The sequence below is a fragment of the Pedococcus bigeumensis genome, assembly GCF_006438965.1.
GTDB lineage: Bacteria > Actinomycetota > Actinomycetes > Actinomycetales > Dermatophilaceae > Pedococcus > Pedococcus bigeumensis_A.
The window spans coordinates 440,947-463,522 of the sequence record NZ_RCZM01000003.1 but is presented as its reverse complement, the minus strand read 5'-3'; the positions used below and the strand labels follow the sequence as shown (position 1 = coordinate 463,522).

At 70.9% G+C, this 22,576-nt stretch carries 26 protein-coding genes; 10 read left to right on the top strand and 16 right to left on the bottom strand.

The window, feature by feature from the left end; all coding sequences use genetic code 11:
* Positions 1-13 precede the first annotated feature (13 nt).
* Positions 14-853 (top strand): MBL fold metallo-hydrolase, encoded by an 840-nt coding sequence (locus tag EAH86_RS10615; protein ID WP_140740270.1) that lies wholly within the window; start codon positions 14-16, stop codon positions 851-853.
* On the opposite strand, the gene EAH86_RS10610 is transcribed toward EAH86_RS10615, so the two are convergent.
* The 3 genes from EAH86_RS10610 to EAH86_RS10600 all read right to left on the bottom strand — a co-directional run bounded on the left by EAH86_RS10610 (position 850) and on the right by EAH86_RS10600 (position 2,835).
* Positions 850-1,035: a hypothetical protein gene (locus tag EAH86_RS10610; protein WP_140740268.1), complete on the bottom strand. Its 186-nt coding sequence runs from the start codon at positions 1,033-1,035 to the stop codon at positions 850-852. The genes EAH86_RS10615 and EAH86_RS10610 overlap by 4 nt on opposite strands.
* Before the next feature lie 80 nt (positions 1,036-1,115).
* Positions 1,116-2,396, bottom strand: a complete 1,281-nt coding sequence (locus EAH86_RS10605) for an RNA polymerase sigma factor (RefSeq protein ID WP_140740265.1) — start codon at positions 2,394-2,396, stop codon at positions 1,116-1,118.
* Between the two features lie 61 nt (positions 2,397-2,457).
* Positions 2,458-2,835, bottom strand: coding sequence for a YciI family protein (locus tag EAH86_RS10600; RefSeq protein WP_140740262.1), 378 nt, complete (start codon positions 2,833-2,835; stop codon positions 2,458-2,460).
* 120 nt (positions 2,836-2,955) lie between these two features.
* Between EAH86_RS10600 and EAH86_RS10595 the strand changes: the two genes are divergently transcribed.
* On the top strand, positions 2,956-3,342 hold the full coding sequence (locus tag EAH86_RS10595; protein WP_140740259.1) for a cupin domain-containing protein: 387 nt from the start codon (positions 2,956-2,958) through the stop codon (positions 3,340-3,342).
* Between the two features lie 72 nt (positions 3,343-3,414).
* Positions 3,415-4,362 carry an aminoglycoside phosphotransferase family protein gene (locus EAH86_RS10590; RefSeq protein WP_140740256.1) on the top strand — a complete coding sequence of 316 codons (948 nt, stop codon included), beginning with the start codon at positions 3,415-3,417 and terminating at the stop codon, positions 4,360-4,362.
* Here the strand turns inward: EAH86_RS10590 and EAH86_RS10585 are convergent.
* Positions 4,355-5,215, bottom strand: a complete 861-nt coding sequence (locus EAH86_RS10585) for an Fpg/Nei family DNA glycosylase (RefSeq protein WP_140740253.1) — start codon at positions 5,213-5,215, stop codon at positions 4,355-4,357. The genes EAH86_RS10590 and EAH86_RS10585 overlap by 8 nt on opposite strands.
* Before the next feature lie 87 nt (positions 5,216-5,302).
* Between EAH86_RS10585 and EAH86_RS10580 the strand changes: the two genes are divergently transcribed.
* Positions 5,303-6,748 carry an MFS transporter gene (locus EAH86_RS10580; RefSeq protein ID WP_140740250.1) on the top strand — a complete coding sequence of 482 codons (1,446 nt, stop codon included), beginning with the start codon at positions 5,303-5,305 and terminating at the stop codon, positions 6,746-6,748.
* A 12-nt stretch (positions 6,749-6,760) separates the two neighbouring features.
* Here the strand turns inward: EAH86_RS10580 and EAH86_RS10575 are convergent, their stop codons facing one another.
* From EAH86_RS10575 to EAH86_RS10555, 4 genes are all read right to left on the bottom strand, one after another.
* Positions 6,761-7,837 carry an App1 family protein gene (locus tag EAH86_RS10575; protein WP_140740247.1) on the bottom strand — a complete coding sequence of 359 codons (1,077 nt, stop codon included), beginning with the start codon at positions 7,835-7,837 and terminating at the stop codon, positions 6,761-6,763.
* A gap of 9 nt (positions 7,838-7,846) precedes the next feature.
* Positions 7,847-8,545 (bottom strand): hypothetical protein, encoded by a 699-nt coding sequence (locus tag EAH86_RS10570; RefSeq protein ID WP_161988628.1) that lies wholly within the window; start codon positions 8,543-8,545, stop codon positions 7,847-7,849.
* Between the two features lie 117 nt (positions 8,546-8,662).
* Positions 8,663-9,526, bottom strand: coding sequence for a GAF and ANTAR domain-containing protein (locus tag EAH86_RS10560; RefSeq protein ID WP_161988627.1), 864 nt, complete (start codon positions 9,524-9,526; stop codon positions 8,663-8,665).
* Positions 9,527-9,581: 55 nt separating this feature from the next.
* The gene (locus EAH86_RS10555) at positions 9,582-10,751 is read right to left on the bottom strand and encodes an endonuclease (RefSeq protein ID WP_140740236.1); all 1,170 of its coding nucleotides are present in this window, start codon (positions 10,749-10,751) and stop codon (positions 9,582-9,584) included.
* A gap of 160 nt (positions 10,752-10,911) precedes the next feature.
* Here EAH86_RS10555 and EAH86_RS10550 point away from each other — a divergent pair, with 160 nt between their 5' ends.
* Positions 10,912-11,694: a fructosamine kinase family protein gene (locus tag EAH86_RS10550; RefSeq protein WP_241668313.1), complete on the top strand. Its 783-nt coding sequence runs from the start codon at positions 10,912-10,914 to the stop codon at positions 11,692-11,694.
* Positions 11,695-11,744: 50 nt separating this feature from the next.
* Here the strand turns inward: EAH86_RS10550 and EAH86_RS10545 are convergent, their stop codons facing one another.
* Genes EAH86_RS10545 through EAH86_RS10535 form a run of 3 tightly spaced genes read right to left on the bottom strand, consistent with a single transcriptional unit; the run spans position 11,745 to position 14,120 of the window.
* Positions 11,745-12,251, bottom strand: coding sequence for a mycothiol transferase (locus tag EAH86_RS10545; RefSeq protein ID WP_140740230.1), 507 nt, complete (start codon positions 12,249-12,251; stop codon positions 11,745-11,747).
* A gap of 49 nt (positions 12,252-12,300) precedes the next feature.
* Entirely contained in the window at positions 12,301-13,404 is a 1,104-nt protein-coding gene (locus EAH86_RS10540) for an S-adenosylmethionine:tRNA ribosyltransferase-isomerase (RefSeq protein ID WP_140740227.1), read from the bottom strand.
* Complete coding sequence (locus EAH86_RS10535; protein WP_140740224.1) at positions 13,401-14,120, bottom strand: SDR family NAD(P)-dependent oxidoreductase; 720 nt, start codon at positions 14,118-14,120, stop codon at positions 13,401-13,403. Before EAH86_RS10535 ends, EAH86_RS10540 begins: the two co-directional genes overlap by 4 nt.
* Before the next feature lie 94 nt (positions 14,121-14,214).
* Here EAH86_RS10535 and soxR point away from each other — a divergent pair, with 94 nt between their 5' ends.
* Together soxR and EAH86_RS10525 are read left to right on the top strand one after the other, a co-directional pair.
* The gene (gene soxR, locus EAH86_RS10530; protein ID WP_140740221.1) at positions 14,215-14,682 is read left to right on the top strand and encodes a redox-sensitive transcriptional activator SoxR; all 468 of its coding nucleotides are present in this window, start codon (positions 14,215-14,217) and stop codon (positions 14,680-14,682) included.
* A gap of 18 nt (positions 14,683-14,700) precedes the next feature.
* Entirely contained in the window at positions 14,701-15,423 is a 723-nt protein-coding gene (locus EAH86_RS10525) for an endonuclease/exonuclease/phosphatase family protein (RefSeq protein ID WP_140740218.1), read from the top strand.
* 29 nt (positions 15,424-15,452) lie between these two features.
* Here the strand turns inward: EAH86_RS10525 and EAH86_RS10520 are convergent, their stop codons facing one another.
* Positions 15,453-16,127 carry a hypothetical protein gene (locus EAH86_RS10520; protein ID WP_140740215.1) on the bottom strand — a complete coding sequence of 225 codons (675 nt, stop codon included), beginning with the start codon at positions 16,125-16,127 and terminating at the stop codon, positions 15,453-15,455.
* Positions 16,128-16,422: 295 nt separating this feature from the next.
* On the opposite strand from EAH86_RS10520, the gene EAH86_RS10515 reads away from it, so the two are divergent.
* Positions 16,423-16,929 carry a hypothetical protein gene (locus tag EAH86_RS10515; protein WP_140740212.1) on the top strand — a complete coding sequence of 169 codons (507 nt, stop codon included), beginning with the start codon at positions 16,423-16,425 and terminating at the stop codon, positions 16,927-16,929.
* A gap of 4 nt (positions 16,930-16,933) precedes the next feature.
* Here EAH86_RS10515 and EAH86_RS10510 read toward each other — a convergent pair whose 3' ends face one another.
* Positions 16,934-17,293 carry an MmcQ/YjbR family DNA-binding protein gene (locus EAH86_RS10510; RefSeq protein ID WP_140740209.1) on the bottom strand — a complete coding sequence of 120 codons (360 nt, stop codon included), beginning with the start codon at positions 17,291-17,293 and terminating at the stop codon, positions 16,934-16,936.
* A gap of 73 nt (positions 17,294-17,366) precedes the next feature.
* Positions 17,367-19,487: an NAD(+) synthase gene (locus EAH86_RS10505; protein ID WP_140740206.1), complete on the bottom strand. Its 2,121-nt coding sequence runs from the start codon at positions 19,485-19,487 to the stop codon at positions 17,367-17,369.
* Between the two features lie 114 nt (positions 19,488-19,601).
* Here EAH86_RS10505 and EAH86_RS10500 point away from each other — a divergent pair, with 114 nt between their 5' ends.
* On the top strand, positions 19,602-20,282 hold the full coding sequence (locus EAH86_RS10500) for a DUF6928 family protein (RefSeq protein ID WP_140740203.1): 681 nt from the start codon (positions 19,602-19,604) through the stop codon (positions 20,280-20,282).
* 130 nt (positions 20,283-20,412) lie between these two features.
* Entirely contained in the window at positions 20,413-20,886 is a 474-nt protein-coding gene (locus EAH86_RS10495; RefSeq protein WP_140740200.1) for a hypothetical protein, read from the top strand.
* A 37-nt stretch (positions 20,887-20,923) separates the two neighbouring features.
* On the opposite strand, the gene EAH86_RS10490 is transcribed toward EAH86_RS10495, so the two are convergent.
* Positions 20,924-22,072, bottom strand: coding sequence for an RNA polymerase sigma factor (locus tag EAH86_RS10490; RefSeq protein ID WP_140740785.1), 1,149 nt, complete (start codon positions 22,070-22,072; stop codon positions 20,924-20,926).
* Positions 22,073-22,131: 59 nt separating this feature from the next.
* On the bottom strand, positions 22,132-22,545 hold the full coding sequence (locus tag EAH86_RS10485; RefSeq protein WP_140740197.1) for a YciI family protein: 414 nt from the start codon (positions 22,543-22,545) through the stop codon (positions 22,132-22,134).
* Between the last annotated feature and the right edge of the window lie 31 nt (positions 22,546-22,576).

Here is a 22,576-nt window from a genome sequence, read left to right as displayed (position 1 = left end):
GCGCGCGGGCGCTGTGAGCCACCCAGATCCGTTGCAGGTCCGCTGGATCCACGGATCGGAGTCGGCCAAGCACAACACCGACCCCGACCTGCAGGTCCACTTCCACGACGACGCCACGGTGATCCTGCGCCAGAACAAGGCGGTCAACTACGAGGCACCATTCCTGTTCCTGCTGTTCGGCGCCGAGCGCGCCGTGCTGCTGGACACGGGGGCCACCGCGGACGCCGAGCTGTTCCCGCTCCGCAGCACCGTCGACGCCCTCGTGGACCAGTGGCTGCACGCCCATCCGTACGCCGGGTACGAGCTGGTTGTCCTGCACACGCACTCGCACGGCGACCACGTCGCGGGTGACGGGCAGTTCGCCGACCGCCCCGACACCACGGTGGTCGGAGCCGATCGCGAGCCCGTGCACGCCTACCTCGGCCTGGCACCCGACCTGGACCGCCCGGCCCAGCTCGACCTCGGCGGCCGAGTGGTGGACTGCATCGCGAGCCCGGGACACGACGCGGCAGCAGTGACGTACTTCGACCCGCGCACCGGGTTCCTCCTGACCGGGGACACGGTCTACCCGGGGCGGCTCTACGTCGAGGACCGGGCGGCGTTCGGGCTGACCATCGACCGGCTCGTCGCGTTCGCGGACACCCACAAGGTGAGCCACGTGCTCGGCTGCCACATCGAGATGAGCACCACGTCGGGCGTGGACTACCCGATCCGCACGACCTACCAGCCTGACGAACCACCGCTGGAGATGACGGTCGAGCAGCTGCGCAACGTCCAGTGGGCGGTCGCGGAGGTAGGCGACCGACCCGGCCGCCACGTCTTCGACGACTTCGTCCTGCACCTCGACGGCTAGGGACAGCCCCGAATGGCGTCGATGAGCGACTTCCAGACGCTGTTGACGCTCGCCGACGCCTTGTCCGGGTTCTCGAGGCAGACCTGGTGCAGGTCGGCGACATCCTCGGCGTGAGCGTGGTGGATGGTGGCGGTGGTGACCTCGCGCTCGGGGAGGTCGGTGCCGATGTCGTTGCAGGCCACCGACGACAGCCCGGGGCCGACCCCGAGCAGCAGCAGGTAGATCTCTCCTCGGTCGGGGCTGTGTCCGTGCGTCGAACGGATCAGCCGGACTCCGACATTCGGGCAAGGTTTTCCTCGGCGCGGCGCTGGAGCACCGTGCGCTCCGCCTCGTTCCGCGAGCGCGCAGCCGCGTCGCTGAACGCCGCAGCCGCCTCAGAGTGACGCCCAGCCAGCTCCAGCAGGTCACCGCTCACACTGGGCACGAGGGGGGAGTCACCGAGCTGGGTGTCTTCGACCGCCCTGAGCACTGCCAGCCCCGCGTCCGGGCCGAATGCCCGGCCGTGGGCGACCGCTCGGTTGACCTCGACGACCGGACCCGGCGCTGCCGTGGCCAGCACGTCGTACAGCCTCGCGATCTGGCGCCAGTCGGTGTCCGCGGCGCGACGGGCGCGGGCGTGCTGGGCCGCGATCGAGGCCTGGAGGAAGTACTTGCCGACCGGCTTCCCCCGCGCCGCGAGCGCCCGGGCCCCGGCCAGCGCGGCCAGCCCTCGTCGGATCAGCTCCTGGTCCCACCGGGTCCGGTCCTGCGCCTCCAGCAGCACCGGCACGCCCTCCTCGTCCACGCGTGCTGCGGCACGGGAGCCCTGGACCTCCAGCAGCGACTGCAGTCCCAGGGTCTCGGGCTCGGTGGGAGCGAGCGCGACGAGCATCCGGGCCAGCCGGATGCCCTCGTCCGCCAGGGCGGGGCGCATCCAGTGCTCACCGGCGGCGGCGGCATACCCTTCGTTGAAGATCAGGTAGATCACGGCCATCACGTCGTCGAGGCGCTCGACCCGCTCTGCTTCGGTTGGCAGGTCGAACTCCGCGCGCGCCTCGGCGAGGGTCTTCTTGGCTCGCGAGATCCGTTGGCCCATGGTCGTCTCGGCGACCAGGAAACCGCGGGCGATCTCCCCGGTGGTGAGGCCACCCACGAGTCGCAGCGTCAGGGCGGCCCGCGACTCCGGGGTGAGGGAGGGGTGGCAGGACAGGAAGATCAGGCGCAGGACGTCGTCCTCGATGTGGTCGACCTGGGCGTCGAGGTCGGGCACCTGCTCCTCCTCTCCACGGGCGTGGCCGAGCTCCTCGGTCTTGCGGCGCAGGTTCTCGGCTCGGCGGAAGTGGTCGACGCCGCGGCGCTTGGCTGTGGTCATCAGCCAGGCCGCCGGGTTGGTCGGCACGCCGGTCGCCGGCCACTGCTCGAGCGCGGCCACGAGGGCGTCCTGCGCGAGGTCCTCGGCGAGCTCGACGTCACGCGTCATCCGGGTCAGGGCGCCGACGAGTCGCGCCGACTCCGCCCGCCACGCGGTGGTGATCGCCTCGGTCGTCGCCGTCTCGACTGGCACGCCCCGAGACTACGAGGCCGGATGCCGCGAACATCGCGACATCCGGCCAGGTCGCGTTCGCTCAGGCGTCAGCCGCCTCCGGGGGCGCGTCGGAGATCTGGCGCAGGGTGGCCACCATGTGGCACTCGGGCCAGTACTTCGCGTGCAGCTCGGCGAACTCCTCTTGGCCGGCGACGGCCTCCTCGAGGGTGTCGTACTGCAGGATCGACCAGCCCCCGACGACCTCCTTGGACTCGGCGTACGGGCCGTCGACGCGGGAGGTCTCGCCCGCGCGGACGACGAAGTTCACGGCGTCCTCGGTGCCGTACAGGCCGCCACCGTCGAGGAAGACCCCCTTCCCTGCCTGCTCGCCGATGTACGTGTCCATCGCATCCATCAGCGCCTGCGGCGGCGCGGCGATGCCTTCTTCCATCCTGACGAATCCCATGAAGCGCGGCATGTCACTGGTCCTTCCGATGTGGGTGTCACTGCTCTGTCACGCATACGTCGAACAGCGAACCAGTTCTTCGACATCAACTCCACGAGAGTTTCTGCCCGTCTCCGGGGATACCGTGGCCCGATGGAGCACCCCGAGCCCGTACGCGTCGTCCGTGAGGCCGAGCTGCTGGAGTCCGACCCGACCTCGGGGATGGTGCGACTGCGCGCGTTCGAGGCTCCCGGGCTGTGGGCCGGCCAGGTGGTGACCGAGCCCGCCGCAGTCTCCGGCTGGCACCACCACGACTCGAACGTCTCCATGCTCTACGTCCTCAGCGGGGTGCTCCGGCTCGAGTGCGAAGGTGTCGAGGGCTGGGTCGACGCCGTCGCGGGTGACTACGTCCGGGTCCCGGCGTTCACCGTGCACCGGGAGTCGAACCCCGGGCGGGAACCGTCCCTGGCCGTGATCGCACGATCCGGTGACGGCATCCCCACGGTCAACGTGTCCCACGCCCCGCCCCCGCACGCCTGAGGGGACCCACCCCTCGCCCGACCGCGCGGAAATCCGGTGGGCATCGTCTCGCCGAGCAGGCACAGTGTCGCCATGACGACCGGCGACGCTGCGATCGCGCGGGTGGTGGCCACCGCCCGCGCGCAGGTGGGTGACCACCCTGCGCTCGCACCTGTCCTCGACGGCCTGCCGGAGCTGCTCACCGACCTCGTGGACCGGTGGTCGCTCACCCTCGGCGAGGTGTACGGCGAGGGTCTGGGGGTCCCGGTCGTGGCCGTCGACGCCGACGGCTCACCGGCTGTCCTCAAGATCGACCGAGCGGGTCCCGTCTTCACGGCGCAGGTCGCCACCCTCGAGGCGGCCCACGGACGGGGGTATGCCGCGGTGCTGGCCTCCGACGCCGGCCGCGGCGCCGTGCTGCTCGAGCGGCTCGGCCCCAGCCTCGCCTCCACGAGGATGGCTGCGGCGCACCAGGTCGACCACCTTGCGGCCACCCTGCGGCTCGCCTGGGAGCTGCCCCTCTCGTTGGCGCCGGAGGTGGCAGTCGGCGAGGACCAGGCGGCGCAGCTGGCCGGGATCGTGCGACGGTTCCGTCAGGACGACGACGAGGCGCGGTGGGGCGCCGCGCTCGACCGCGCTCACGAGCTCGCCCGTCACCTCTCCGCGAGCCGCGACCCGTCCCGCGACGTGCTCTGCCATGGCGACCCCCACCCAGGCAATGCGTTGCAGGCGGCGGGGATCCCGCGCTACAAGCTGGTCGACCCGGACGGTTTCCGCTGCGAACCCGAGTACGACGTCGGCGTCACGGTGCGCGACTTCAGCCGGGAGATCCTGGCCAGCCGTAACCACACGTCGGCCCGCGAGGGCCACGAGGACCTGTGCCGGCACGCGGCGGAGCTCACCGACACCAACCCGGACCGGGTGCGGCAGTGGGCGTTCGTCGAGCGGGTGACCACCGGGCTGTACCTGCGGTGGTTCAACGACGACGAGACTGCCGAGTCGTTCCTCGACGCGGCCACAGTGCTGCTGCCCGCTACTTGAGCAGGCGGGACATCCGTCGGTCGGCCAACGGCTTGCCCCCGGTCTGGCAGGTCGCGCAGTACTGCAGCGACGAGTCGGCGAACGACACCTCGCGCACCACGTCGCCACAGACCGGACAGAGCTCGCCGGTGCGGCCGTGCACCCGCATCCCGGCGCGCTTGGCGTCCTTGAGCTCCTTGGCCGGCTTGCCCGACGCCGTCGCGACCGCAGCCGACAACGTGTCGCGCAACGCGGCATACAACCGGTCGGTGGCCCCGTCGTCGAGACTGGAAGCCATCGCGAACGGCGACATCTTGGCGACGTGCAGGATCTCGTCGGAGTAGGCGTTCCCGATCCCGGCGATGAAGCCCTGGTCGCGCAGCAGCCCCTTGATCTGTGAGCGCCGCCCCGCGAGCAGCGCGCCGAAGGCCTCCCGGGTGAACTCGTCGGCCATCGGGTCCGGTCCGAGGCTCGCGATGCCGGGGACCTCCTGCGGGTCACGCACGAGGTAGGCCGCGAGGCGCTTCTTGGTGCCCGCCTCGGTGAGGTCGAAGCCGGACGCGTCCGAGAACCGGGTCCGCAGCGCGATCGGCGACTTGCCGGGACGCAGCACCGTGTTGGGCATCGCGTCGGACCAGCGCAGCCAGCCCGCGCGCGCGAGGTGGAAGATCAGGTGCACGCCGTCGCAGTCGATGTCGATGAACTTGCCGTGCCGCGACACGGCGTCGACGGGCGCACCGGTCAGCGCTTGTGGCGGCGGGTCGAAGGTCTTGAGCACCGAGAACGACCCGAGCTCGACCCCGGTCACGGCCAGCCCGACGGTCCGCTCGGCGAGGAAGTCGACGAGCGCCTGGACCTCGGGAAGCTCCGGCATTGCGCCAAGTTTGTCAGAAGTCGGTGCACAGCCACGGGCGAACTCGTGCACCCAGGTCCCCTTGCGCGGCGGTGCGACCATAGGGCCATGACGACGACTGCCGCGCCCCACGAGCTGTTGCGGCTGAAATCGCACAGCGGGCGACTCGCGCTCGCCACCACGGTTCTCGGCAGCGGGATCGCGCTGCTCGACAGCACGATCGTCAACGTCGCCCTCCCGACGATCGGCCGCGATCTCGACGCCGACCTCGCCGGGCTCCAGTGGGTGGTCAACGCCTACGCCCTCACCCTGGCCGCCTTGATCCTGCTCGGCGGCTCGCTGGGCGACCGGTTCGGCCGACGCGCGATGTATGCCGTGGGCGTGGCCGGCTTCGGCGTGGCCTCGGCCCTCTGCGCCCTGTCCCCCACCGTCGAGGTGCTCATCGCCGCCCGAGCGGTTCAGGGACTGTGTGCCGCCCTCCTCGTGCCGGGAAGCCTCGCGATCCTGCAGGCGTCGTTCCACCACGACGACCGGATGGCCGCGATCGGCGCGTGGACCGGCCTGCTGGGCGTTGCCTCGGCGTCCGGTCCTGTCGTCGGCGGTTGGCTCGTCGAGCACGACTGGAGATGGGCCTTCTGGCTCAACGTGCCGCTCGCCGTCGTGGTGGTCGCGCTCGCCCTGAAGTTCGTCCCCGAGTCACGGAACCCGTTGGCCAGCAAGCACATCGACCTCACCGGCATCGCACTCGCGGTCGTCGGCCTGGCCGCCCTGACCTACGGGCTGACCGCCCTTTCCGACGGCGTGAGCCTGCGCGCCGTGGCGATCGGTGTGATCGGGGTGCTCGCCCTGGCCGCCTTCGCCTGGGCCGAAGTCCACGCCACGGCGCCGATGGTCCCGCCATCGCTCTTCGCCAACCGCGTGTTCACGACGATCAACCTGGTCACGCTGCTCGTCTACGCAGGTTTGTCGGCCGCGCTGCTGTTCCTCGTGCTCTTCCTGCAGACCGTGGCGGCCTGGTCGGCACTCGAGGCCGGCGCCGCGACACTGCCCCTGAGCATCATCATGCTGCTGCTCGCCCGCCGGTTCGGCACGCTGGCCGCGAAGTCGACCGCGCGATCCTTCATGATCGGCGGGACCCTTGTCGCGGCAACGGGTTTCGTCCTCCTCGCGATGGCTCCACGCGACCCTTCGTTCGTCGTCCACGTCCTCCCCGGCATCTCGCTGGTGGGTCTCGGACTGTCGATGACCGTCGCTCCCCTGACCGGCACCGTCCTCGCTGCCGCGCCCGATGAGCTCGCGGGCACGGCCAGCGGCGTCAACAACGCCGTCGCTCGGACGGCCGGGCTGCTCGCCGTCGCCGCATTGCCCCCGCTGGTGGGCCTGGGCGGCGCCGACTACGCCTCGGCGGACGCCCTCGCGCCTGCCTACCGGGTCGCCATGGTGATCTGCGCCGGACTCCTCGCGGGAGGTGCCGCGCTCACCGCGTTCGGTCTGTCCGCGCGCGAGAAGGCACCCTGCGCGGACTCGCCACACCTCGACGTCACCGCTCGCTGACCCGTCGCGAAATCAGGAGGCGGGCTGTTCCTCGCCCAGAGCCACGCGCAGCAGGCGCACCAGGCCGTAGCCGTCGCCCGCGCGGCATATGGGCACGTCCTTCTCGTGGCGGCCGCGTGCGGGAGCGAACTCCTCCAACGACACGGGTATGCCGTGCGACAGCACCTGCTCGCTCGGCGTCAGCTCGCGGATGGCGATGGCCGCGACGGTGTCGGGGCGCTGCTGGGAGAAGTCACCGTAGATCTTGGGGTCGTGCTGGCCGTCGTCGCCGACAAGGACCCAGCGGATGTTGGGGAACTCGTTGGCCAGCCGGTGCAGGCAGGCCTGCTTGTGCTCCTGCCCTGACCGGAACCAGCCGGTGTTGGTCGGGCCCCAGTCGGTGAGCAGCAGTGGACCCGGCGGGTAGCCGTGCCGGCGCAGGAAGCGGGTCAAGGTGGGCGCGGTGTTCCACGCGCCGGTGGAGACGTAGACCATGGGGGCGTTCGGGTGCTGCTCGAGCAGCTCGCGGTACATCGTCGCCATGCCGGGCACGACGTGGCGGGCGTTCTCGCTCTTCACGAAGGTGTTCCAGGCCGCGATCATCGGGCGGGGCAGCGAGGTCGAGATGACGGTGTCGTCGATGTCGCTGATCAGCCCGAAGGTCTGGTCGGCGCCCACCATCATGACTGCCGCGACCACGTCCTCGGAGTCGACCGAGGTGATCCGGGCCTCGTGCCAGCCGGGACCGAGCTTGTGACCCTTGACCTTGGTGTCGATGTAGCCGCTGCGATCAGTCCGCGTGTGCACCGTCTTGTCACCCACGGTGATCGTCACAGGGACGTTCATCGTCGGCGCCGTGAGGAACGCGCGCCAGCCGCGCCGCTCGTCCTCGGCGGACCGCAGTTCGGCGGTCGAGGCACCGGCGTCGGCACGCTCGCCCGGCTCGGGGCGGCGGGTCAGCAGCACCCTGCCGAGCACCCGCGCGAACTCCTCCGAGCCGTAGCCGGTGTGGGCCACGATCCGGGTCTGCCAGCCGCGGCTGCGCAGGACCGAGTCGACCCGGCGGTGCCAGGCGTCCTCGACGATTGCGGCGGCATGCGGTCTGGCCATGGACAGACCCTATGGCCTCGTGAGGACCGTCCTGAACTGGTCCACGAGCCGGTCGCTCGTCGCGCCCGGTCCGTCGAACTCGAAGATCTGCTCGCCACTGCTGGCGAGCAGCAGGGGACCGCCGCCCAGGTCGAAGTCCTGGGCGAGCTCGAAGTCCTCCGACGCCAGCTCACGGGCGCGTTCGCTGGCGGCGAACAGCTCGATCGCGGGTCCGTCGAGGCCCAGCCTGGCCGAGATCGACCCGAGGACACCCGGCGCGTCCAGCGGCCGGCCACCCACGAAGTACTCGTGCTGGACCGCGCCCAGGACGGTCGAGACGGGCAGCTCACCCGCAGCGAGCAGGGCGATGAGGCAGGCGGCAGGCGAGCTCGCGGCATACCGTCCGGACTGCACGACCTCCACGTCGACGAGCGAGCAGGCGGCGCTGAGCACCGCGCTCACCGACGGCAGGTAGGCCCACGACGCGGGGTCGTAGATGTCCATGACGTAGACAAGCAACGTGGACGGGTCCGCCGTCGACGGCAGGGCGTGCCCGGGGGAGCCGGTGGCGGCTCGTCCGAGGGCACCGAGGGCACCCAGGGCACCCGGGGAACCGAGGCCGGTGTGGCGACTCGGCCCGTGGCCACAGCGCACCCCGAGCCTGGTCGACGTCCGGGGGGTGCAGCAGTCGGTGAGACCGTTGCGGCAGATGCGGGAAGCACCGTTCATCTCGAACCTCCTGGGGCAGACTTCGCCCGTGGATGCGCAGTCCCCGGTCAAACAAAAAAGCAACCGAGGGTGACCGTGTGGCCAGACCCGGTTGCTTCAGGTAATGCAGAGACTAGCTCACAGCGCCTCGGAACGCGAGGATCGCGCTTCCGCAACCAGCTGGGCGGCCAACACCCGCAGCTTGAGGTTCTGCTCCTGGGACTGCCTTCGGAGCAGCTCGAAGGCCACGATCTCGCTGATCGAGTGGCGGCCCATCAGCACTCCCTTGGCCTGTTCGATGACCGCACGGCTGGCCATCGCCTGCTCCATCTGGGCGGCCACCTCGCGGGCACCGGCGACCTGCACCGCGGCAGCGAGGGCGTCGGCCGCGCGGGCAGCAGCCATCCGCACGAGCACCAGGTCGGTGTGGTCGAAGGCGTGCCGCGCGTAGCCGTAGAGGTTGAGGGCGCCGAACCGGCGGCCGCCCGACTCCAGTGGCAGCGCGAGCAGGGACTGCACGTCGCCGACGTCGCACCCCTCCATGAAGGCCGGCCAGCGCTCCTCGCCACCTGCGAAGTCGACGAGGTTCTCGCGCCCGTTGCGGAAGGCGTCCAGGCAAGGGCCGTCACCGACGGAGTACTGCACCGCGTCGATCTCGAGCGTCCCGGCCGTGGTGTAGGCCGCGGTGCGCGGTCGGTCGTCCATGACCACGGTCACGCCCACCGCGTCGCAGCCGTCGATGTTGGCGTTCACCGCCGCGACCAGTCGGTCGAGGTAGGGGGCCAGGTCATCGAGTCCTTCGAGGGAGCCGGCGAGCTCTTCCATCAGTCGCTGGGCTGCAGCGAGGGGGCGGTCGCCGGCGTTGTCGTGCAGCATCTCGGCCTCCCGCGCGTCGTGCTCAGTGATCTGCGCGGAGACCGACGTGACCGACGACTCTGGGGCGTCCGGGATGCTCTGCGGTGGTTCGGGAGCGAGCTCCGGGACGGAGGCCAGTTCGGCCATGGGTGCTCCTAGGCGGTGAGTGTGTTCACGCTCACCGTACCTGCAGCGCAAGGCCTCAGGGCCAGATGGAGGAGATCCACTCCGGGTGGTCGACGAACGGGTTCCGGTTGTGCTGCCAGGTGTCATAGATGACCTGGTTGCGGCGCTTCTCGAACGCGTCCGGCGGGTCGCCCGCGCTCCATGCCTTGAGGACCGTGAGCTTGCCGATGTAGGGAGCGGTGCCGTTGGCGACCGAGTTGTTGGGCTCGAGGTTGGGCCAGCCGTCGTCGCCCTCGTAGCGGATCGCCATGTAGAGGATCATCCGGGCCACGTCACCCTTGACCGCGTCGCGCGGCTCGAACGAGTCGCCGTCCCGCCAGCAGTCCGAGCACTGGTTGACCGCGGCGCCCCCGTTGTCGAAGTCGAGGTTGCCGCGGTCGGAGTTCACCGTCACGTCCTCGGGACGCAGGTGGTGCACGTCGGTCCCCGGTCCGTTGGCCGTGCCGAAGTCGCCGTGGCTCTTGGCCCAGACGTGCTCGCGGTTCCACTGGTCCACGCCGCCGCCGTTGTCGGACTTGGCAATCGACCGACCCGAGTAGATCTCGATGACGTTGTTCGCGTTGTTCGGGTCCTGGTCGGTGTCCTTGAGCGCGTCCCAGACCTGGTCGTAGGTCAGCACGGTCTGGGTCTTGATGATCGAGTGCAGCGAGCTGCGCAGCGCCGCACCGGACTTGCCCAGCGCGTTGGCGTAGTAGGCGTCGGTGGGCGAGGTCGTCGTCGAGGTGGGCGGCGGCGTGGTCGTCGTCGGGTCGGGGTCGGGCGTGCCGCTCGTGATGGCCGTCGGCGACTTCTGGCCGGCGTGCGAGAAGTAGGCCGTCAGCGTGCCGGTCACGGTGATCTTGGTCGCGAGCCTGGACGGGTTCGTCTTCAGCCCCCCGGCCGCACGCCACTCGGTCGTGAGCTGGACGTAGAGCATCTTCGTCGTACCGGTCTCACTGGCCGAGTCCGCGAGCGCGATCGCGAGGTCACCGGTGAAGTTCGACCGGTTCACCGTGGTCGTCGCTACCGGTTCGCCGACGACGTAGCCCGTCACGGTCTGGCTGGTGCCGTTCTGGGTCGCGATCGCCTGCGCCACCGTGAGCGGTGTCGCCGCCAGCGCTGTCCGGGCGGTGACCGCGATGAAGGCGACGAGCAGGAGGACGGCGAGAGCCGCCAGGCGCGGACGGACCCGGATCGTGAGCTGCATGCAGGCACCGTGCCAGCCGCCCGGCATACAACGGGCGAACGCCAGGTCTGTGCTGAGGCTGGGCTTGGCAAATTTCCGGTATGCCGCGTGGGCGGCTCGGCGCCGTCTCGCGGTTAGATGTCGGGATGGCAGGCGCGCGGCCCCAGCCCGGGGTCCTCCGGTGAGCGAGCAGCCCTCCGCGGTCTTCCGCAAGGGCAGCCGGTCCGCGCCGGATGGCTACTTCCGCTGGGAGGCGGCCGGACTGGCTTGGCTGGCTGACGCCCCTGGTGGGGCTGAGGTGGTCACCGTGCTGGACGTCGCGACCGACTACCTGGACCTGGAGAAGCTGTCCTTCGCCAACCCGGACCCGGCGATGGCCGAGGCGTTCGGCGCCGCGCTGGCGCGGACCCACGATGCCGGCGCGCCGGCATACGGCAGCCCGCCGGCGGGCTGGGATGGTGACGGCTTCCTCGGACCGGCCACCCAGCTGTTGCCCCTTCCGCTGCGGGCCAGCGAGACCTGGGGGGAGTTCTACGCCGAGCAGCGGCTGCTGCCGATGCTGTCGATGGGGGTCGATAGTGGTATCTACCACCGATCCGATATTGCCCTGTTCGAGCGGATAGCCCACCGGCTGCGCAACGGGGAGTTCGACGACGGTGCACCACCGGCCCGCATCCACGGCGACCTCTGGTCCGGCAACATCGCCTGGACGCCCCGCGGGGGAGTGCTGATCGACCCGGCCGCACACGGCGGCCACCGGGAGACCGACCTGGCGATGCTGGCGCTGTTCGGTTGCCCTCATTGGGACTTCGTCATCGGCGGCTACCTCGGCCAGCACCGCCTCGATGCGCAGTGGCCGCAGCGGGTGGCGCTGCACCAACTGCATCCGCTGATGGTGCACGGTGTGCTGTTCGGCGCGGACTACCCGCACCGTGCCGTGGAGCTGGCCCGCCGCTACCGCTAGCAAGTGCGCCGCCCGACCTGGTTGGTCAGGGGGTCAGGCGCTGCAGTTGGTCAGGCGTCGAGCAGGCCGCGGATGAAGGCGGCCTGGCCGACGTGCTGCTGGTCGTCGTTGACGACGCTGACCAGGCGCACCCCGAGGGTGACCGGCGGGTCCCAACGCTCGTCGACGACCTGACCGAGGTCGTCGGGGGTGAGCGGCCGGACGTACTCCACGGTCGCGGCGTGCACGGCCTCGAGGTAGCCGACCAGCTGCTCCGCGTCCAAGCCGCGGACCTCGGCGACCTGCTCGCTGGAGTGGCCGTATCCCGTGTCCTCGGCGTCGAACGGCAGCGCGAACCGCTCGTTCCAGCCATCGCTCGTCCAGACCTGCTCGCGGTCAGCCACCGCCGCGATGTGGTCGTCCTGCACCCGGGTCAGGTGCCAGACCAGCCAGCCGATCGAGTTGGCGTGCGACGTGGGTCGTTCGGCCAGCTGCTCCGGCGACAGGCCGCTCACGGCGTTCACTGCGCCCTCGCGGATCCGGTTGAAGGCGTCGACGAGAAGCTCACCCAGGGTCATGTCCGGATCCTAGGCAGATCCGCTCCGGTCCGCCTCCGGCAGGCCGGATTCACCCAGTCCGGCCGGGTCCAGTGGGCAGCAGGAGGGCGGAGTCGCCGAACTCGTGCCAGAGGTAGCCGCCCCGGGCAGCCTCGTCGTAGGCCCGCTGGGTCAGTCCCTGGCCGGCCACGGCCTCGACGAGGAGCAGGTGCGATGCCCCCGGGTTGTGCCATCCGGTGACCAGCCCGGTCACCACCCGGGGCGGGTCATCGCGCGACACGACGCGGGACGTCCACCCCGACCTCGCGGTGAGCTGCGCGGCGCCGTGACCGTCGCCGCCGTCGACCGCCGACTCGAGGGCCCGGGTCACGGTCGTGCCGACGGCCACGACGCGGCCACCCTCCGCGCGGGTGGCGTTGACCAGCCGGGCCACCGTCGCCGACACCTCGAACCACTCTGATTGCGGCGCCTCACCGGCCTCCTGGGAGGAGACTCCCGTGTGCAGGGTGACTGCCGAGATGCCGATCCCCGTGGCGACCAGTCGAGTGACCAGCTCCTGGCTGAAAGGTCTTGCGGCACTGGGCATCTCGGCACTGCCCGGCCGAGTGGCGAAGACGGTTTGATAGGCCGCCAGCGGGTAGCTCCGGTCGAGGTAGCCGTACGCGATCGGTCGGCCGTAGCGCACCAGGTGCTGCCCGAGCGTGCGCGGACCGCGGACGGCCGCGCGCCAGAGCCGGTTGCCGTTGCCCGTGGGGGAGGAGTCGGCACGCGGGTAGGGCGCCAGCAGCGTGATCCGGCCACTGGCCGGCAGCTCCAGCTCTTCACCGGCCTGCGCGTCCAGAATGCCGCGCGACGCGTCCGGCGCAGTGCGGAGCTCGACCACCCAGGTGCCGTCGTCGAGCCGGGTCGCGGCGTGCACGAGGACCGGTCCGCGACCACGAAGCACGGCGTCGAACTCCGCTGCGAGCGTCGCGGAGTTGTTGACGACAACCAGGTCACCGGGAGCGAGGTATGCCGGCAGGTCCCGGAAGCGCGCGTGTGCGACTCCCTCATCCGTGGCCACCATCATCCGCACCTCGTCCCTGGCGACGCCGCGCTCCTCCGGCGGAGCCGGTGCCGTGGTGTCGTCCGGGCTGGCGAAGTGGGTGAGCGGCGCGACGGAGAGCCGGGTCACGCCGACACCTCCTGGTGGGCCGCACTCGTCGGGGCTGCTGGCGCGAAGTCCGCGGCACGGTAGCGGCCGTTGACCGGCCGCTGGTGCAGCAGCGTGCGGATCGCCGGCACGACCGTCTCGGGAAGCGGGCGGTCGCTGATGTCCTCGCCGGGAAAGGCCGCCTGGTGCATGGCGGTTCGCATGTCCCCGGGGTCGATGGCGTACGCCGAGATCTGCGGGTTCTCCGCCCCGATCGTCAGGGTGACCTGGTCGAGCGCCGCCTTCGACGCGGCATACGCACCCCAGCCCTCGTAGTGCTCCACGGCGGCGTCCGAGGAGATCCCGACGAGGACACCGCCCGAGGCGCGCAGCGCCGGGATCAGCAGCTGGGTCAGAGCGACGGGTGCCGCGACGTTGGTGAGCCAGACGTCGTCGAGGTCGTCGGGGCTGACCTCGGCAAGGGGCGGGAGGGGAGTCGGGCCGAGGGTGCTGGCGTTGTGCACCAACAGGTCCAGCCGTCCCGTCGAGGTCACCGCGGCGGCCAGCGCCTGACGGTGGGCAGGGTCGGTCACGTCTCCGGCGACCCGGGTGACCGCGCCGTCGAGGGTCCCGACGGCCTGCTTCAGCTGGGCGGCGTCCCGGCCGTCGACGACGACGTGCCAGCCGTTGGCGGCGAGGTCGCGGGCGAGGGCCAGGCCGAGCCCGGCCGAGCCACCCGTGATCAGGGCGGTGTGCATGGTGCCTCCAGTTGCGATGTTCGTCTGATGGAGACATCATCAAAGTTAAAGTCAACTTGAAGTCAAGCGATCATCGACCACAGACGGGAGAACCGTGGACACGACCGACGTGCTCACCGTGTCCGAGGTGGCCGACCGCAGCGGTTTCGCGGCCTCGGCGCTGCGCTACTACGAGCGGGAAGGCCTGATCGAGGCATCCAGGACGTCGGGGGGGCAACGGCGCTACGCCCGCAGCGTGCTGCGCCGACTGGCCTTCATCCGGGCCGCAGGCAACGTCGGGCTCACCCTGGACGAGATCCGTCGGGAGCTGTCGAACCTGCCCGCCAACCGCACGCCCACCAAGTCCGACTGGCACCGGATCTCGGCGCACTGGCGGACCCGGCTCGACGAGCAGGTCGCCGCGCTGGAGGCGCTGCGGGACAAGCTCGACTCCTGCATCGGGTGCGGCTGCCTGTCCCTCAAGCAGTGCGGCATCTCCAACCCCTCCGATCGCGCCGCGTCCACCCCAGACGCTCCGGGCGCTGCCTACCTGCCCCCGCTGCTCCGGCGCCAACCCCGCTGAAGTCTGGTCCAGCGCTCCATGACGCTCACCGTCCTCAGCTACAACATCCACAGCGGCGTCGGGCTCGACGGCGTCCTCGACCTTGACCGGATCGCCGACGTCATCGCGGCCAGCGGTGCCGACCTCGTGGCGCTGCAGGAGGTGGATCGCCACCGTCGCGCCCTGAGCCGGTTCGAGGACCAGCCGGGCGTCCTCGCCGAGCGGCTCGGCTGCCACCTCGCGTATGCCGCGAACCTGGACGACGCGCCGGCTCACCCAGGAGCGCCGCGGGCGCAGTATGGCACCGCCCTGCTGAGCCGCAAACCCCTGGACGGCGTGGCCAACACCCTGCTCCCGTGCTTCCCCGGCAGCGAGCAGCGCGGCCTGCTCGAGGCCAGCCTCGACGTGGACGGCACCGCCCTGCGCGTGCTCGGAACCCACCTGCAGTGGGACACCGAGACCGAACGCACCACGCAGGCCGAGGCGATCGTGGCCACCCTCGACGAGCGGCCGACCGTGCTCCTCGGTGACCTCAACACGACCCCCGGCTCCACCACATACACCTGCCTGGCGGGGCGGCTCACGGATGCCTGGACCGTCCTCGGGGAAGGCGCCGGGTACACCTTCGACGTGCAGCCGCCGCCACGCCGCATCGACTACGTGTGGGTGGGCGGGGGAGTGCGGGCAGTGTCGGCGCAGGTGATCCGATCCGCTGCATCCGACCACCACGCCCTGCTTGTGGAGGTCGCCCTGCCCGGCTGAGCCGCAGCCCGGTCCGTGGCGGGTCCGACTCAGCGGGTGAGGGCCCTCGCGCGCGCCGTCGGTGCCGGTGCGCCGATGCGTTCGACCCGGGTGGCGACGTCGGCCACGGTCTGCTCGAGGAGGCTGACCAGCCGGTCGGCGACGTCGTCGACGCAGGCCACCGCGATGCCCTCGACCGCGTAGGCCACCGTGTGCGGTGCTGTCTGACGGCGGTAGGTCCGCTCGCTGACGACGACGTCGCGGGCATAGCGTTCGGCCCAGGCGTGGGCATCGGGTGCTGAGGCGAAGGCAGCGCGGCACAACGCGTCCACCTCGGAGCGCACCGTGGGCCGGTTCGCAGCCAACCGCTGGGTGGTGAGCAGCCCGACCGCGAGCACGTTCTGGCGGGTGGACGGAGCCACCGGAAGCGCTGCCGCCGCTGCGCGTGTTGCGATCACCACGTCGAGGTCGAGGTTGGTCCCGGTGAGCCCGACCACGTCGGGGATGAGGGTGACCAGCCTGGGCCGGTCGGCATCGCCGAGCGAGTCGTTGACCAGTCGGGCGAGCGAGGCCAGCAGCGGGTGGGTGCACGACGGGTGGTCGCTCCAGCGCTCACCCGCGAGGAACGAGGCCATCTCCATGAAGCAGGCGCCTTTGCGCGGGTTGCGGTGTCGCCCGGCGGACAGCACGGGGACCAGGTCGGGAACGGTCGTCTCGCGGCTCATCGCATCTCCCAGCGCGCGGTCGTGGTCACCTGCCACACCGCCGGTTCCACTATGCGCCGACGACGCGCCTGGCGCCACCCCATCGCCCGTCGGGGGCGCGCGTGGGTTCTCGGAGCCAAACGGCAGCATTCGCAAGGGTTGTCTCGTCCTCGTGATGGAGAACAGGTGCCCTCCACTGCCGGATGTGTCGTAGTACTGCTGGCCCGACGATGGTGATTGCCGGAAAGTCGTCCGAAAGTGCGAGCCGGCCATCATGTTTCTTCCACCGGTTGGCTCTTGTGCAGGGGGTCCGTCAATGACGGTCATCGAGCGTCTCTACGACAACGCGTGGTACGTCGCCAACGCCTCACCCACGGCGCGCGACCAGCTCGCCGCCGATGTGACCCGGGCCTGGATGGAGCGGGAGGCCGCGATGAGCGACGCCTCTCGCGCCTGCAGCGTCTCGGGAGTGTCACCTGCGCGGTCCGCGCTGGCCCTGTCGCTGCACAACGCCACCCAGGCGGGGTACGACCGGGCCAGGTCACGAGCTGCCGAGGCCGCCCGGTGCACTGACATCGTCGCCGGTCACGCGTTCAGCGTGCGGCGCGAGATGCACCCCCAGAGCGCCATGGTCGTCGAGGTGGCGTCGTGCACCCTGGTGCGTCGGGCGTCGCTGTCGGTCGGCGGCCGGGGTGAGGAGTGGTACGCCGTGCTCTACGACCCGCAGGGCCGGCACCGCGACACGTTCACGACCACCTTGGGCACCGACCCGTGGGAGGCCTTCCACCGGGCCTGCGAGTGGATCGTCACCGGGCTGCTCTGATCCGTCAGCGGTCCGCTCCCAGGCTCGCGAAGTAGGGAGCCGACACCGACTTGGGCACCACCATCGCCCAGGCATCCAGCACCAGCTCGGTCAGGCGGTCGACCTCGAGGGCCGCGGTCCACGCCTCGACCCACTGGTACCGCAGGTCGACCTGTCCCGGCATGAAGAAGATCTCGGGCTCCGACTGGACCAGGGCTGTCCGCTCCTCGCGAGGGAAGGCGAAGCCCATCTGGGTCTCGTCGCGCGAGAAAGCCAGCCACACGATGCTCCCGACCCGGAACTTCACCCGGTCGCGGACCAGCACCTCGTAGGCGCGCGGAAGCGGCGCCGCGATGCGACGCACGTCGTCGACCGTGATGGCCACGTCACTACTCTCGCATCCGCGGGTGACAGCGCAGTCCGGCAGCGGCAGTACGGCCGGGGTCGCGGGCCCGCGTCTAGCGCTCGGGCACGTTCGCGCGCAGCTCCTCGAGCCACGCGCGTGAGGTGACGTCGGACGGCATACGCCAGTCGCCGCGAGGCGAAAGCGAGCCTCCCGCAACGACCTTCGGACCGTTCGGCAGGGCGGAGCGCTTGAACTGGTTGCTGAAGAAGCGCTGCACGAAGACTTCCATCCAGTGCCGGATCGTGGCCAGGTCGTATGCCGTGCGGCGGCTCTCGGGGTAGCCCGCCGGCCACTCGCCGGTCTCGGCGTCGGACCAGGCGTGCCGGGCCAGGAAGGCGATCTTGCTGGGGCGGTAGCCGCGCCGGAGCACGTGGTAGAGCGTGAAGTCCTGCAGCGCGTAGGGCCCGACCGAGTCCTCGGTGGACTGGATCTTCTCGCCCGCCTTGGCCGGGACGAGCTCGGGGCTGATCTCCTGGTCGAGGATCTCGGTCAGCGTGCCGTTGACGTCGCCGCCGCTGTTGGTGTCGTCGAACTGGCCACTGCTGACGACCCAGCGAATCAGGTGCTGCATCAACGTCTTCGGGACGCCGCTGTTCACGCCGTAGTGCGACATCTGGTCGCCGACGCCGTAGGTGCACCAGCCGAGCGCGAGCTCGGACAGGTCGCCGGTGCCGAGGACGATGCCACCGCGCTGGTTGGCGGCGCGGAAGAGGTAGTCGGTGCGCAGGCCGGCCTGGACGTTCTCGAAGGTGACGTCGTAGACCTCCTCGCCACGACCGAACGGGTGGCCGAGGTCCTTGAGCATCTGGGTGGCGGCCGGCTTGATGTCCAGCTCCTCCCACGTGATGCCGAGGGACTCCATCAGGTGGATGGCGTTGCTCTTGGTGCCCGCGCTCGTGGCGAAGCCCGGCATCGTGAAGCCGACGATGTCGGTGCGCGGCCTGCCCAGTCGGTCCATCGCCTTGGCGGCGACGATCAGCGCGTGCGTCGAGTCGAGGCCGCCGCTGACACCGATGACGATCTTCGGCTGCCAGGTGTCGGTGGCGATGGCGCGCAGCCGCTGCTCGAGCCCGGACACCTGGATGTTGTAGGCCTCGTAGCAGTCGAGCGCGAGGCGGTCCTCGTCATCAGGCACGAAGGGGAACCGGTCCACCTTGCGGCGCAGCCCGATGTCACCCGACGGTGGTTTCAGCGCGAACCCGAGCGTTCGGAAGTCCGAACCGTCGGCCGCGTCCACCCGCTCGGCACGACGGTTGTCGTCGAACGACCCCTGTCGGATCCGCTCCTGCCGCAACCGGTCCAGGTCGACGTCGACGACCGTCGCCCGCGCGCCGTCAGGGAAGCGTTCGCTCTCGCCGAGCAGGTCGCCCATCTCGTAGACCATCGTCATGCCGTCCCACGACAGGTCGGTGGTGGACTCCCCGGCCGACGCGGCGGCATACAGGTAGGCCGCGTTGCACCGCGAGCTCGCGGAACGGGCGAGCAGGTGGCGGTCCTCCGCGCGCCCGACCGTGATGGGGGAGGCCGAGAGGTTGAGCAGCACGGTGGCTCCGGCGAGCGCGGCCTTGGCGCTCGGCGGGACCGGCACCCACATGTCCTCGCAGATCTCGACGTGGACGGCCAGGCCGGGGAGGTCGTCGGCCTCGAAGATGAGGTCAGGGCCGAAGGGCAGGTCGCCCTCCTCGTCGGCACCGGGCCAGTGCGGCGCGTGGAACCAGTCGCTGCGGGTGTCATCGCCGGCCGCGAAGTGCCGCTTCTCGTAGAACTCGCGGTAGTTGGGCAGGTTGGACTTCGGCACGACACCGAGGACCTCGCCGCGGTGGATGACGACGGCGCAGTTGAACAGGCGGTTGCCGTGCCGCAGTGGGGCGCCCACCACGACCACGGGAAGCAGCGTCTTGGTCGCGGCCGCCACGGTGACGACCGCGCGGTCGACCTCGTCGAGCAGGACGTCCTGGAGCAGGAGGTCATCGATGGCGTAGCCGGACAGGCTCAGCTCGGGGAACAGAGCCACCGCGACGCCGTCTGCGTGCTGAAGTCGCACCTGCTCGACGATCGCCGCGGCGTTGCGGGCCGGGTCACCCGCGGCCACGGGCAGCGTGCAGGCTGCGACCCGCGCGAAGCCGTGGCGGTAGGCAGACGCGAAGTCCGACGATGATGCCCCGTGGTCCATGGTTCCGAGTCTGTCAGAGACCGCCCGAGGGCCGGCACGGATCGCTACCGTGTCCGTCCAGGCCGGTGGGGGCGCCCGACGAGACGGTGCAGCCGGCACAGACATGGAGGGGTCGTGGGTTTCAAGACGTCGTTGTATGCCGTGGGGCCGGGTGTGCCAAGGCTGGACCTGGTCGCGCACGCCGAGGGTGGCCCGGAGGCCGCCGCAGAGGCTGCCCAGCGGTGGTATCCCGGCGTGGTCGCTGAGTCGTTGGGGACCGCCGACCTGTTCGAGGGTGGGTATCCCGGCGAGGCGCAGCTCTACGTCGCGACTTTCGGACCGACCACCGTCTTCGGTGGCGGGCCGGTGCTGGGCGAACATCGCGACCGGCTCTCGGCCGCCGCCGCGCAGGCCGGCCTGATGTCGTGGGAGCTCAACATCCACAGCGTGGTCGACCTGTGCCAGTTCGAGGTCCACGACGAGACCGGCCGGATCGTGCGGGCGCTGGACGTCTACTCGGACAAGGACCCTGCGACCGTGGCCACGGACGCAGTCGGAGAACCCCTGCCGTTCGAGGTTCACTACTGGGCCGGGGAACACGACGAGCTCGACGACTACCCGCACCTGTTCCACCCGTTGGAGCTCGGGGAGGCCGCGATGGCTTGGATGTTCGGCAGCTCCGGCGAGGGCGCCCCGGACGATGCCGTGCAGCGCGAGATCGGCGAGCTCCTCGACCCGTTCGACGTCCCCATGCACGGCTTCCGCGTGGGGACCGGCGAGGCTCGGCGCAAGGGCCTCTTCCGCCGCCGGGGCTGAACGACGAGGCCTGACGCACGGGTCGGCAGGGTGGTCGCGTGACCGGGCTCCGATCGCCGCCCGGTCACGCGTCCGCAACGAGTCGGTCACGACCGCACCACAGACTGTGGTCTGGTCCTAGCCTCCGGTCATGGCACCGCAGCGGGACGCGCGTCGCTACGCCTTCCTCGTCGGGACCGCGGAGGGTGCGGCGTTACGCGCGGCGCACGAGTGGGCCTTCGGCGTGCTGAGCGCCACCGACCGCGCGGCCGTGGTCGCGGCCGTCCAGGACCACACGATGGCCGGCATCCGCCTGACGCCGGACGACATCCCCGCGCTGGCTCGCCTGGTCGTCGCCGCTGAACGCCGGCGATCGGGTCAGGTGCTCGAGTCACTGCCCACGTCCCTGCAGGTGCGGGTCCATGCCACCGTGGTCGCAGCCATGACGTGGGACGAGGCCGCGTATGCCGCGTGGGAACCACCGGCGGACGGGGCCGAGGACGAGGTGCCTCCCCGTGACCGTGGGTGGGACTCGATCGACGACCACCAGGTCTACCGGTTCACGCACCACTCCCAAGAGGTGATCGGCGGCAGCCAGGCCGTCTTCAGGCGGCGCGGCGGCTGAGCCGGCTGAGACCCCCCGGCGAAGGACTCCGCGGCTGTCACGTCCCGTCGGTGTGAAGCCGCGCTGCCTGTCGGGTGAGGTGGTCGCGCTCCGCCGTGCTGGTCGCCGCCCGGGCCGCCACGGCATACAGGTCTCGTGCCTGGGCGAGGTCGCCCGCCTTCTCGTGGAGGTAGGCCGCGACCGCGGCGTGGCGGGGTACGCCAGGGTCCACGCTCGCGAGGGCCTTGAGGCCGGCGAGGGGACCGTCCACCTCGCCGAGCGCGACCACGCGGTTGAGGGCGACGACGGGACTGTCCGTGAGGCGAGCCAGCTCGTCGTACCACTCGAGGACCTGCGTCCAGTCGGTCTCCGCCGTCGACCGGGCGTCGGCGTGCAGGGCCGCGATCGCAGCCTGGACCTGGAACTCGCCAAGCCGGTCCTTGGCCAACGCGGTCTGCAGGATCCGGACGCCGTCGGCGATCGTGGCGGTGTCCCACAACGACCGGTCCTGGTCGGCCAGCGTCACGAGCTGGCCGTCGGGGTTGCGCCGGGACGCGCGACGGGCGTGGTGCAGCAACATCAGCGCCAGCAGGCCCGCCACCTCCGGCTCGTCGGAGGTCCTGGCCAGCTGCCGGGTCAGCCGGATCGCCTCCGCCGCGAGGTCGACCTCCCCGGTGTAGCCCTCGTTGAAGACGAGGTAGAGCACCCGCAGCACCACGCCGAGGTCGCCGGGCTGGGTCAGCCGCTCCCCCGAGATGGTGCGCTTGGCCCGGCTGATCCGCTGGGCCATGGTCGCCTCGGGAACGAGGTAGGCCTGCGCAATCTGGCGCGTGGTCAGACCCCCCACGGCACGCAGGGTGAGCGCCACCGCCGACGCCGGGGGGAGCGCCGGGTGGCAGGACAGGAAGAGCAGGAGCAGGGTGTCGTCGGCCTGTTCGGTCGCGCCCTGATCCGGCTCCTCGTGGAACCGCTCCTCGCGCCGGCGACGGGCCACCTCCGAGCGCACGGCGTCGACGTACTTGCGGGACGCGACCGTCACCAGCCACGCCTTGGGTTCGTCGGGCTGGTCATTGGGCCAGCGCCGGAACGCCTCGACGAGGGCCTCCTGCACGGCGTCCTCGGCCGCCGCGAAGTCTGCTCCGCGGCGGACGAGGATGCCGAGCACCTGGGGTCCGAGCTGCTTGAGCAGCTCGGCGAGGTCGTGCACCGGCGCGCCGTCGCCCGAGGCGGCCGAGTCGGCCGAGGCGGCCGTGTCTTCCTGGCCAGTCACTCGGTGATGACGGGCGGCTCGGCCATGAACGCCCGGACCTCGATCCACTCGTTGAGCGGGACACCGCCCGGCCCGGGGGCCGAAGACAGGAAGGCCGCCGCCTCGTGGGCACGGTCGACCGAGTCGACGTCGATCACCATCCAGCCGGCGATGAGGTCCTTGGTCTCCGCGAACGGCCCGTCCGTCACCGGCGGCTTGCCTTCGCCGTCATAACGAACGAACGCCCCGTCGGGCGACAGCCCTTCGCCCTCGACGAACTCGCCCCGCTCGCGCAGGGTGTCCGCGACGTGGTGCATGAACCCGATGTGGTCCGAGATCTCCTGAGGCGTCCACTGGTCCATGGGGATGCAGCCCTGGGGGCTGCGCTCGGGACCGCCCCGGTAGTGCTTCAGCAACAGGTACTTCGCCATCGTGGTCTCCTTCGTCCGTGGCTGCCATTCT

What these genes read in the sequence shown, in the direction of transcription:
- EAH86_RS10600 (WP_140740262.1), bottom strand. Translation starts at nt 2,835, where the DNA reads ATGCCGCGCTTCATGGGATTCGTCAGGATGGAAGAAGGCATCGCCGCG.
- EAH86_RS10595 (WP_140740259.1), top strand. Translation starts at nt 2,956, where the DNA reads ATGGAGCACCCCGAGCCCGTACGCGTCGTCCGTGAGGCCGAGCTGCTG.
- EAH86_RS10590 (WP_140740256.1), top strand. Translation starts at nt 3,415, where the DNA reads ATGACGACCGGCGACGCTGCGATCGCGCGGGTGGTGGCCACCGCCCGC.
- EAH86_RS10585 (WP_140740253.1), bottom strand. Translation starts at nt 5,215, where the DNA reads ATGCCGGAGCTTCCCGAGGTCCAGGCGCTCGTCGACTTCCTCGCCGAG.
- EAH86_RS10580 (WP_140740250.1), top strand. Translation starts at nt 5,303, where the DNA reads ATGACGACGACTGCCGCGCCCCACGAGCTGTTGCGGCTGAAATCGCAC.
- EAH86_RS10575 (WP_140740247.1), bottom strand. Translation starts at nt 7,837, where the DNA reads ATGGCCAGACCGCATGCCGCCGCAATCGTCGAGGACGCCTGGCACCGC.
- EAH86_RS10570 (WP_161988628.1), bottom strand. Translation starts at nt 8,545, where the DNA reads ATGAACGGTGCTTCCCGCATCTGCCGCAACGGTCTCACCGACTGCTGC.
- EAH86_RS10560 (WP_161988627.1), bottom strand. Translation starts at nt 9,526, where the DNA reads ATGGCCGAACTGGCCTCCGTCCCGGAGCTCGCTCCCGAACCACCGCAG.
- EAH86_RS10555 (WP_140740236.1), bottom strand. Translation starts at nt 10,751, where the DNA reads ATGCAGCTCACGATCCGGGTCCGTCCGCGCCTGGCGGCTCTCGCCGTC.
- EAH86_RS10545 (WP_140740230.1), bottom strand. Translation starts at nt 12,251, where the DNA reads ATGACCCTGGGTGAGCTTCTCGTCGACGCCTTCAACCGGATCCGCGAG.
- EAH86_RS10535 (WP_140740224.1), bottom strand. Translation starts at nt 14,120, where the DNA reads ATGCACACCGCCCTGATCACGGGTGGCTCGGCCGGGCTCGGCCTGGCC.
- EAH86_RS10525 (WP_140740218.1), top strand. Translation starts at nt 14,701, where the DNA reads ATGACGCTCACCGTCCTCAGCTACAACATCCACAGCGGCGTCGGGCTC.
- EAH86_RS10520 (WP_140740215.1), bottom strand. Translation starts at nt 16,127, where the DNA reads ATGAGCCGCGAGACGACCGTTCCCGACCTGGTCCCCGTGCTGTCCGCC.
- EAH86_RS10515 (WP_140740212.1), top strand. Translation starts at nt 16,423, where the DNA reads ATGACGGTCATCGAGCGTCTCTACGACAACGCGTGGTACGTCGCCAAC.
- EAH86_RS10505 (WP_140740206.1), bottom strand. Translation starts at nt 19,487, where the DNA reads ATGGACCACGGGGCATCATCGTCGGACTTCGCGTCTGCCTACCGCCAC.
- EAH86_RS10495 (WP_140740200.1), top strand. Translation starts at nt 20,413, where the DNA reads ATGGCACCGCAGCGGGACGCGCGTCGCTACGCCTTCCTCGTCGGGACC.
- EAH86_RS10485 (WP_140740197.1), bottom strand. Translation starts at nt 22,545, where the DNA reads ATGGCGAAGTACCTGTTGCTGAAGCACTACCGGGGCGGTCCCGAGCGC.